The organism is Pseudomonas sp. RW407, assembly GCF_003176655.1.
Lineage (GTDB): Bacteria > Pseudomonadota > Gammaproteobacteria > Pseudomonadales > Pseudomonadaceae > Pseudomonas > Pseudomonas delhiensis.
The window spans coordinates 750321-755052 of sequence record NZ_QGSL01000107.1; the positions used below are offsets into that span (position 1 = coordinate 750321).

5 protein-coding genes are annotated in these 4732 nt (G+C 69.4%); 3 read left to right on the plus strand and 2 right to left on the minus strand.

The window, feature by feature from the left end; translation table 11 throughout:
- Positions 1–259 (minus strand): hypothetical protein (locus tag DK254_RS35295; RefSeq protein WP_371921185.1); only part of this gene is annotated, 259 nt, incomplete at its 3' end.
- A 58-nt stretch (positions 260–317) separates the two neighbouring features.
- Between DK254_RS35295 and DK254_RS27480 the strand changes: the two genes are divergently transcribed.
- The gene (locus DK254_RS27480; RefSeq protein ID WP_109936360.1) at positions 318–2087 is read left to right on the plus strand and encodes an ABC transporter transmembrane domain-containing protein; all 1770 of its coding nucleotides are present in this window, start codon (positions 318–320) and stop codon (positions 2085–2087) included.
- A 30-nt stretch (positions 2088–2117) separates the two neighbouring features.
- Positions 2118–2954: a S1 RNA-binding domain-containing protein gene (locus tag DK254_RS27485; RefSeq protein ID WP_089394013.1), complete on the plus strand. Its 837-nt coding sequence runs from the start codon at positions 2118–2120 to the stop codon at positions 2952–2954.
- Positions 2955–3038: 84 nt separating this feature from the next.
- Here the strand turns inward: DK254_RS27485 and DK254_RS27490 are convergent, their stop codons facing one another.
- On the minus strand, positions 3039–3593 hold the full coding sequence (locus DK254_RS27490) for a hypothetical protein (RefSeq protein WP_109936361.1): 555 nt from the start codon (positions 3591–3593) through the stop codon (positions 3039–3041).
- Positions 3594–3817: 224 nt separating this feature from the next.
- Here DK254_RS27490 and def point away from each other — a divergent pair, with 224 nt between their 5' ends.
- Positions 3818–4357, plus strand: coding sequence for a peptide deformylase (def, locus tag DK254_RS27495; RefSeq protein ID WP_109936362.1), 540 nt, complete (start codon positions 3818–3820; stop codon positions 4355–4357).
- Positions 4358–4732 lie beyond the last annotated feature (375 nt).

Genomic DNA, 4732 nt, shown 5'->3' on the forward strand with positions numbered 1-4732 from the left:
CGGCGCCGTTGGGCTGGCCGGTGACGCCCTTGGCGACTTGCTGGATCTCGCCGCCGGACTTGAGGAAGGCGGCCACCTGGGCTTCCAGGGCCTCGCGGCTGGTCACGGCCGCAGCGGGTTTCGGGGCGGACTTCTGGCGGGAGATGGTTTTGCTGGACATGCTTGCCATTACCTGTTCATTCGCGAAATGGCCGCCCATTGTACAGGAAATGACCGTCCTTCGGGGTGAAAATCGACCGAAGGGCCATTGCAGCGCCATCGCGGGGCCCGCGGCGGGGTGTTAACCTCGGCCTATTCCCGGTCGCCGCGAGCCGCCCATGCCCCTGCTGTCATCCCGCCAGCGCAATGCCCTGCGCCTGGCCCGAGCCTTCCTCGGCCCCTACCGCTGGCGCGCCCTCGGCGCCCTGCTGGCGCTGCTGTTCACCGCGGCCATCACCCTGTCCCTGGGGCAGGGCATCCGCCTGCTGGTGGACCAGGGCTTCGTCACCCAGTCCGAGCACCTGCTCAACCGTTCCATCGGCATCTTCTTCCTGCTGGTGCTGGGCCTGGCCTTCGGCACCTTCGTGCGCTTCTACCTGGTGTCGTGGATCGGCGAGCGCTTCGTCGCCGACATCCGCCAGCGCGTGTTCGACCACCTGATCGAGCTGCACCCGGGCTTCTACGAGAGCAACCGCGCGCTGGAGATCCAGTCGCGGCTGACCGCCGACACCACGCTGCTGCAGACGGTGATCGGCTCCTCGCTGTCCATGGCCCTGCGCAACGCCCTGACCCTGGCCGGCGGGGTGATCCTGATGTTCGTCACCAACGCCAAGCTGACCAGCATAGTGGTGGCCGCGCTGCCCCTGGTGATCGTGCCCATCCTCCTGTTCGGCCGCCGCGTGCGCGAGCTGTCGCGGCAGAGCCAGGACCGCGTGGCCGACGTCGGCAGCTACGTCGGCGAGACCCTCGGGCAGATCAAGACGGTGCAGGCCTACAACCACCAGGCCCAGGACCGCGAGCGCTTCGGCCGCACCGTGGAGGCCGCCTTCGGCACCGCGCGCAAGCGCATCCTGCAGCGCTCCTGGCTGGTCAGCGTGGTCATCCTGCTGGTGCTGGGCGCGGTGGGGGTGATGCTGTGGGTCGGCGGCATGGACGTGATCGCCGGGCGCATCAGCCCCGGCGAGCTGGCGGCCTTCGTGTTCTACAGCCTGATCGTCGGCATGGCCTTCGGCACCCTCAGCGAGGTGCTGGGCGAGCTGCAGCGCGCCGCCGGGGCGGCCGAGCGCATCGCCGAGCTGCTGCGCGCGCGCAACCAGATAGTCGCGCCGCAGGAAGGGCTGCTGCGCCTGCCCGGGCGCGTCGAGGGGCGCATCGAGCTGCGCGGCCTGCGCTTCGCCTACCCGTCGCGCCCGGAGCACTGGGCCATCGACGGCATCGACCTGGACGTGCGTCCCGGCGAGACCCTGGCCCTGGTCGGCCCCTCCGGCGCCGGCAAGTCCACCCTGTTCGACCTGCTGCTGCGCTTCTTCGACCCGCAGCAGGGCGAGATCCGCATCGACGGCACGCCCATCACCCGCCTCGACCCCGCCGACCTGCGCCGCTGCTTCGCCCTGGTGTCGCAGAACCCGGCGCTGTTCTACGGCACGGTGGAGGACAACCTGCGCTACGGCCGCCCCGACGCCAGCGACGAGGCGGTGCGCGCGGCGGCCCGCGCGGCCCATGCCGACGGCTTCATCCAGCGCCTGCCCGAGGGCTACCGCACCCACCTGGGCGAGAGCGGCGTGGGCCTTTCCGGCGGCCAGCGCCAGCGCCTGGCCATCGCCCGCGCGCTGCTGGTGGACGCGCCCATCCTGCTGCTCGACGAAGCCACCAGCGCGCTGGACGCCGAGAGCGAGCACCTGATCCAGCAGGCCCTGCCGCAGCTGATGAGCGGGCGCACCACCCTGGTCATCGCCCACCGCCTGGCCACGGTGCTGGGCGCCGACCGCATCGCCGTGATCGACCAGGGCCGCCTGCTGGCACTGGGCACCCACGCCGAGCTGGTGGCCGGCAACCCGCTGTACGCACGCCTGGCGGAATTGCAGTTCGGCCAGGTGCAGAGCGTGTAGAATGCCGGCCTTTTCCCCGGAGTCACGCACATGGCAGCCATCGGCCGCTTCAATTCCCTGCAGGTGGTCAAGCACACCGAGATCGGCCTGTTCCTCGATGGCGGCCCCCATGGCGAAATCCTCCTGCCCAAGCGCTACGTGCCCAAGGACGAGCCCACCGAGCCGGGCGAGTGGCTCAACGTCTTCATCTACCTCGACAGTGAAGACCGCATCATCGCCACCACTCTGAAGCCCAAGGTGCAGGTCGGCGGCTTCGCCAGCCTGAAGGTGGTGGAGGTCAGCCGCGTCGGCCTGTTCCTCGACTGGGGCCTGCCCAAGGACCTGCTGCTGCCGCACTCGGAAGAGAAGCGCCCGCTGCAGGTCGGCGACTACTGCGTGGTGCACTGCTACATCGACGAGCGCACCCGCCGCATCACCGCCACCGCGCGCCTGGACCGCTACCTGGACAACACCCCGGCGCACTACCAGGCGGGCCAGGAAGTGGACCTGCTGGTGGTGGAGCGCACCGACCTCGGCTTCAAGGCCATCATCGACGGCAGGCACTGGGGGCTCATCCACAAGAATGAGCTGTTCAAGTTCGTCCGCAGCGGCATGCGCGAAAAGGGCTACATCAAGGAAGTGCGCGCCGACGGCAAGATCAGCCTGAGCCTGCAGCCGGTCGGCCAGGCCGCCCGCGACGACCTCGGCGAACGCATCCTCGCCGCCCTGCGCGAGGCCGGCGGCAGCCTGGCGCTGTCGGACAAGAGCCCGCCGGACGTGATCAGCCGCGAGTTCGGCGTGAGCAAGGGCAATTTCAAGAAGGCCATCGGCGGGCTGTTCAAGCAGGGCCTGATCACCATCCTCGACGAGCGCATCGAGCTGCGCTGATTCCACCGGGCCGCAGCTCCCCCCGGCAGCCTCGCGGCCGCCCGCAGCGCGATCATGCGGCGGCAGGTCCGGCCGCCGCGGTCGCTACATCATGCGTCTGAAGCGGTGCCAGGCCTGTTCCCAGGCCAGCACCCAGCGCGGCATGGGCGCGCCGAACCCGGCCACTTCCAGGCGCGGGTGGTGCCCGACGACCATGTCCAGCAGCGGCTCCTGGTCCGTTCGCACGTCGACGAAGAACACGTGCCGCCCGGCCTGCAGCGAGGGCGCGAAGCGCCGCACGTCGCCACTGGGCCGTTGCAGGCCGAAGAAGCTGCCTTCCCACAGGCTGAAGCCCAGCAGCACGGCCGCCAGGAACAGCACCGGGATCCAGCCGGCGGCGCTTTCGCTCCAGCCGCCGAAGTAGCCCAGCGCCAGCACCAGCAGCGCCAGGGCGACGCCGATGCCCAGCCCGTACTTGCCACCGCGCACCAGGTCCTTGCGCATCACGTCCGGCACTTCGTGCAGGTGGCGCTGGTCGAGCTGCGCGTCCTGCTCGCTGAGCACGTGCATCTGCTCCTCGGCGATGCCGTTGGCCTTCAGCTCGCTCTCGACGTTCTCCAGCTCGTCCAGGTCGTTGCTGATGTAGTAGTGCCTGTTCATGGAGCACCTCCAGGTCAGTCCCCCGGGTCCCCCCACGAAACGCTCCAGCGTTCGCTGCAGTTCCATGCGGAACGCAGCCCCACGGCCACGCCCCGTACCTTTGATTCTACGCCCGCGGTGAAGGGGCGGCGCCGCCGGCGACGGGCGTAGCGGGCCTTGCCAGGTGCCCGGCGAGGGGCGAGGATGCCAGTTCACGCACAACCGCCAGCCAGGGGCCCAGGGGCATGATCCGCGAGATTCTCAAGATGGGCGACGAACGCTTGCTGCGCGTCGCCCCGCCGGTGCCGCCGCAGATGATCGGCAGCGCCGAACTGCAGCGGCTGATCGACGACATGTTCGACACCATGCACCACGCCGGCGGCGTCGGCCTGGCCGCACCGCAGATAGGCGTGGACCTGCAGTTGGTGATCTTCGGCTTCGAACGCAGCGAACGCTACCCGGACGCCCCGGCGGTGCCGCCGACCATCCTGCTCAACCCGGTGATCACGCCCTTGGGCGAGGAAATGGAGGAGGGCTGGGAAGGCTGCCTGTCGGTCCCCGGCCTGCGCGGCGCGGTGAGCCGCTACAAGCGCATCCGCTACCAGGGCCTTGACCCCCAGGGCCAGCCCATCGACCGCACGGTGGAAGGCTTCCATGCAAGGGTGGTGCAGCACGAATGCGACCACCTGATCGGCCGGCTGTATCCGTCGCGGATCACGGATTTCGGCAAGTTCGGCTTCACCGAGGTGTTGTTCCCGGGGTTGGATCCGAAGGGGGATGATTGAAGGGCGTTCGTGCCGCTTCTACCGGAGAAATGCCATGCCTCACGGTAGCCTGTAGGAGCGGGCCCTGCCCGCGAAATCGCGCGCAGGGCGCGCTCCTACATGGGAATGGTGCGGTGGGGCGGCGTAGGATCTTATCCGCGATTTTGGCGGATAACGCCGTAGGCGTTATGCGCCCTACGGGGAGCCCGGGAGCTTCGTGGTTCCGCCTCGTGCCGAACGGTCCCCTCTCCCGCTTGCGGGGGAGGGTTAGGGAGGGGGAGCGGCGTCAGGGTTGGCAGAGGTGCGTGAGCGAAGTCCGTCCCCTCTCCCCAACCCTCTCCCTGAAGGGAGAGGGGGCTGTCCCGAGCAAGCGGATAACGCAGCGTCAGCCGGCAA

Coding starts and splice junctions, on each gene's coding strand:
- def (WP_109936362.1), top strand. CDS start 3,818: ATGATCCGCGAGATTCTCAAGATGGGCGACGAACGCTTGCTGCGCGTC.
- DK254_RS27490 (WP_109936361.1), bottom strand. CDS start 3,593: ATGAACAGGCACTACTACATCAGCAACGACCTGGACGAGCTGGAGAAC.
- DK254_RS27485 (WP_089394013.1), top strand. CDS start 2,118: ATGGCAGCCATCGGCCGCTTCAATTCCCTGCAGGTGGTCAAGCACACC.
- DK254_RS27480 (WP_109936360.1), top strand. CDS start 318: ATGCCCCTGCTGTCATCCCGCCAGCGCAATGCCCTGCGCCTGGCCCGA.